General features: G+C 68.4%; 1 protein-coding gene. It reads right to left on the bottom strand.

Annotated features, from left to right (window positions below):
- The coding region (locus tag ACIQNG_RS39035) for a beta-ketoacyl synthase N-terminal-like domain-containing protein (protein WP_401492003.1) at positions 1 to 5,126 on the bottom strand (5,126 nt) is incomplete at both ends.

Here is a 5,126-nt window from a genome sequence, read left to right as displayed (position 1 = left end):
GATGTCGGCGCCGGTGTGTTGGGCGAGTTGGAGGGCTGCTGAGCCGACTCCTCCGGTGGCGGCGTGGATGAGGAGTGTTTCGCCGGGTTGGAGGTTGGCGAGGTCGTAGAGGGCGTAGTAGGCGGTGAGGAACGCGACGGGGACGCCGGCGGCTGTGGTGAAGGACCAGTCGTCGGGGATCGTGGTGATCAGCCGGTGATCAGTGACGGACTTGGTGCCGGCACCGGTCGGGAAGAGGCCCATGATGCGGTCGCCAACGGTGATGCTGGTGACGTCGTCGGCGACTTCGGTGACGATGCCGGCGCCTTCGCTGCCGAGGGGTGCGTCACCCGGATACATGCCCAGGGCGATGAGGGTGTCGCGGAAGTTCAGTCCGATCGCACGGACGTCGACGCGCACCTGCCCCTCAGCCAGAGGGGCGTCCCATTCGGGTGCGGGCCGACAGGCGACCGCCTCGATGGTGCCCGTCGACCCGGCCCCCAGCTTCCAGGACTGCTCCGGCAGGTCGAGTACGCCGTTGCCTTCGGAGCGTTCCAAGCGGGCTACGAGGAACTCGCCCCGTCGGTGGGCAAGTTGCGGTTCGCCCGTTGCCAGGGCGTTGGCGAGGTATGAGGTGTCGGTCAGGTCGTCGGTGTCGATGAGGTGGATACGGCCCGGGTTTTCGTTCTGCGCGGACCGGGCGAGACCCCACAGGGGGGCGTGGGCCAGGTGGATGCCCTCTGCGGGGCTGGTGGCTACTGCGCCCCGGGTGAGGATGGCCAGGCGGCGGTCGGTGGTGTCGTTGGTGGACAGCCATACCTGGAGGTGAGTCAGGAGCGCTTCTGTCGCGGCATGCGCAGTCGCGGGGTCATCGCCGCCCCCTTCCCCCTCCGGGATGTAGACGTCGACTTCGTTGAGGTCGACGGGCTGGGTGCCTGGCTCGGCGGGTTTCCAGGTGAGGTGGAAGAGGCTGTTGCGGGTTCCTGTGTCGGGGGTTTTGTGGAGTGTGGTGGGGTCGATGGGGCGGGTGGCGAGGGTGTTGACGGTGGCGACGGGTGCGCCGGTGGGGTCCCAGGCCCGGACGGTGATGTCGTTGTCGGTGGTGGTGAGGGTGACGCGGAGGTGGGTGGCTCCGGTGGCGTGGATGGTGACGCCGGTCCAGGCGAACGGCAGTCGTACGTCACTCTGCGTGTCGCCGTCGGCGGTGGCGAGGGGGTGGAGGGCTGCGTCGAGGAGGGCCGGGTGGATGGTGTGTCCGGTGGGGTCTGCGTCTTCGGGCAGGGTGACTTCGGCGTGGAGGGTGCCGTCGGTTTGCGACCAGACCGCGGTGACGCCTTGGAAGGTGGGGCCGTACTCGTAGCCGGCTTCTGTCAGGCGGACGTAGAGGTCGGCGATGTCCACGACAGTTGCGTCTGTCGGTGGCCACTGTGTGAGGGGCTGGGTGTGTTCGTCTGTGGTGGTGAGGGTGCCGGTGGCGTGGCAGGTCCACTCGGAGTCGGTGGCGTCCGGTTCATCCGTGTGGGGGCGGGAGTGGATGGTGATGTGCCAGGAGTCGGCGTTGGCGGTGGTGGTGATCTGGAGATCACGGGTGGTCGTGTCGTCCAGGATGAGTGGTGTGTGGAGGGTGAGTTCTTCGAGGTGTGTTGCGCCGCTGGTGTGGTCTCCTGCGTGGAGGGCGAGGTCGACGAGGGCGGTTCCGGGAAGGAGGACGGTTCCGGCGACGGCGTGGTCGGCGAGCCAGGGGTGGGTCTTGAGGCCGATACGGCCGGACAGCACGGTGCTGTTCGAGTCGGCGAGTTGTGTCGCCGAGCTGAGGAGGGGGTGTTCGGTGGTGTTGAGTCCGAGGTCGCTGGCGTTGGTGAGCTGGGTGGGGGTGTGGAGCCAGTAGGGCTGGTGCTGGAAGGGGTAGGTGGGGAGGTCGAGGTGGGTGGGTTGCTGGGGGAGGTGAGGTGTGAGGTCGATGGTGTGGTGGTGGGTGTGGAGGGTGGTGAGGGTGGTGAGGAGTCGGGCGGTGGTGTCGTGGTGGCGGGTGAGGGTGGGGTGGTGGTGGGCGTCGGCGGGATGTGTGGCCAGGGTGTCGGTGAGGGCTGCGGCGAGTACGGGGTGGGGGCTGGTCTCGATGACGGTGTGGTGGCCGTCGTCCAGGAGCTTGAGTGCTGTTTCGTGGAAGTGGACGGGGTGGCGGAGGTTGTCGATCCAGTAGGTGGCGTCCAGGGGCCGGTCTTCGGGCAGGAGGCCGCCGGTGTGGGTGGAGTAGAAGGGGATGGTGGGTGTGGTGGGCTGGATGCGGGCGCGCTCGGTGAGGTCGGTGAGGATTGTTTCCCGTAGTGCTTCGACGGCCGGGGTGTGGGAGGCGTAGTCGACGGAGATCAGCCGTGCCCGGATGCCGCGCTGCTGGTGGCTTTCCACGAGTGTTGTGAGGGTGGTGGTGTCGCCGGCGAGGATGGTGGTGGCGGGTCCGTTGACGGCGGCCAGGTGGACGCCGTCGGGGAGTTCCGTGAGTGCGTCTGCGGGGAGCGGGAAGGACGCCATGGTTCCTGTTCCGGCGAGCTGGCGCAGGGCCTGGGCGCGCAGGGTGACGACTGCGATGGCGTCGGGCAGGGTCAGCGCCCCGGCGATGTGGGCGGCGGCGATCTCACCCTGGGAGTGCCCGATGACCGCGTCCGGCCGCACACCGTAGTGTTCCAGCAGTCGGGCGATGCCGGTCATGACCGCGAAGAGGGCCGGTTGGACCACTTCCACCCTGGCCAGGGCGTCTTCGTCGTCGCTGGTGAGGGTGTCGAGGAGGTTCCAGTCGCACCAGCGGGACAGTTCTTCCTGGCAGGCGGCCAGGTGCGCGGCGAAGAGCGGCTCCTCGGCGGCCAGCCGGCGTCCCATACCGGCCCACTGCGAGCCCTGGCCGGGGAACACGAACGCGGTCCTGCCCGCATCCGCCACACCCTGACCCATCACGAGGGCGGGATGACCGTTGCCTTCCGCCAACGCCGTGAGGGCCTCACGCAGCTCGTCGGCATTGTCGGTGACGATCCCGGCCCGGTGGTCGAGATGGGCTCGGCCCGTCCACAGGCGGGCAGCCAGCGGGGCGACTTCCAGCTCCGGGTGGGTTTCGAGATAGGTGGCCAGTTGGTGGGCGGTTTCGGCGAGGGCCTGCGGGGTTCGTGCGGAGACGACCACCGGTACTGGTACTGGCCCGGAGCTTTCCTGAGGCTCCGCCTCGGTGGGTTGCGGTTGCGGTGCGGCCTCCAGGATCACGTGGGCGTTGGTCCCGCTGATGCCGAACGACGACACCGCGGCCCGGTGGGGCTGTCCGGAGTCGGGCCATGGCTGTGCCTCGGTCAGCAGCGAAATGCTGCCCGCGTTCCAGTCGACGTGATGCGAGGGCTCATCGACGTGGAGGGTCGGCGGCAGTACCCCGTGCCGTATCGCCTGCACCATCTTGATGACGCCTGCGACGCCGGCGGCGGCTTGAGTGTGGCCGATGTTGGACTTGATGGAGCCAAGCCAGAGGGGTGTGTCGGTGGTGTGGGCCTGGCCGTAGGTGGCAAGGAGGGCCTGTGCCTCGATGGGGTCGCCGAGCGTCGTGCCGGTGCCGTGGGCTTCTACGGCGTCCACCTGGCTCGCGTCCAGCCGGGCGTTGGCGAGGGCCTGTTCGATGACGCGTTGCTGGGAGGGTCCGTTGGGTGCGGTGAGGCCGTTGGAGGCACCGTCCTGATTGATGGCTGAGCCACGGAGTACGGCGAGGATGGGGTGGCCGTTGCGCTGGGCGTCGGAGAGGCGTTCGAGGAGGACGAGTCCGACCCCCTCGCCCCAGCCGGTGCCGTCGGCTCCCTCTGCGAACGGCTTGCACCGGCCGTCCACGGACAGGACACGCTGGCGCGAGAACTCGATGAAGGCACCCGGACTCGACATGACGGTCGCTCCGCCCGCCAGAGCCATATCGCACTCACCGTTGCGCAGCGCCTGGGCGGCAAGATGGAGGGCTACCAGCGATGACGAGCAGGCGGTGTCGACCGTCACCGCCGGGCCCTCCAGCCCGAACGTGTACGCCACACGGCCCGAAGCCACGCTTGCCGCACTTCCATTGCCCAGGTAGCCCTCGAAACCCTCCGGGGCGTTCTGCATGAGCCGGGCGCCGTAGTCGCCGTAGATCACTCCCGCATACACGGCTGTGTTGCTGCCGTTGAGGGCGGTGGGGTTGATTCCGGCGTGTTCGAAGGCTTCCCAGGCGGTTTCGAGGAGGAGCCGCTGCTGGGGGTCGGTGGCGAGGGCCTCACGGGGGTTCATGCGGAAGAAGTCCGCGTCGAACTGATCGGCATCGTGCAGGAACGTGCCGTAACTCGTGTAGCTCTTGCCGTGTGCCGCCGGGTCCGGGTCGAAGAGGTTGTCGAGGTCCCACCCACGGTTGGTCGGGAATCCGGACAGACCCTCGCGACGCTCGGCGACCAGGTCCCACAGGTCCGCGGCGGAGCGTACGTCTCCCGGGAACCGGCACGACATCGAAACGATGACGACGGGATCGTCGGACGTGTCGGCGCCAGTGAGCACAGGCGTAGTCGAGCGTGGCGTCGATTCCAGCAGCTCCGAGCCGATGTGGTCGGCCAGGAGCTGTGCGTTCGGATAGTCGAAGATCAAAGTCGCGGAGAGTCGCAGTCCGGTGGCTGCATCGAGCCGGTTGCGGAGTTCGACGGCGGTGAGGGAGTCGAATCCAAGATCCCGGAACGGCTGCTGTGGGTCCACACCCGTCACCTCGGCGTGCCCGAGGACGGTGGCCGCATTGCTCCGTACGAGGTTCAGCAACAGACGTTGCTGTTCCGCCGGTGCCAGGGCGGCGAGTTGCTGCGCCAGCCCTGAAGCTTCACGAGGGGCCGCCTTCGCCGCCCGGCGTAGCGGGCGGGGGGCCAGGTCGCGCAGAAGCGTGGGCACCGTGTCCGCGTCTCGGAAAGCGGACGCCGTGAGCGGAGCGCAGAGGTGATACGCGGACGGGCTGACAAGAGCCGCGTCGAGGAGTTGTAGGCCCTGTTCTGTGGTGAGTGCGGTGTTGTTGTGGGTGGGGGTGTGGGTGAGGTGTTGGGTGAGGTTGGTGGTGTGTTTCCAGTAGCCCCAGGCGAGGCTGGTGGCGGGTTGGCCGTGGTGGTGGCGGTGGTGGG

This window comes from Streptomyces sp. NPDC091377, from assembly GCF_044757045.1.
Taxonomy (GTDB): Bacteria; Actinomycetota; Actinomycetes; order Streptomycetales; family Streptomycetaceae; genus Streptomyces.
Note: the sequence above shows the minus strand (reverse complement) of the source record. Positions and strands in the feature narration are given on the sequence as shown.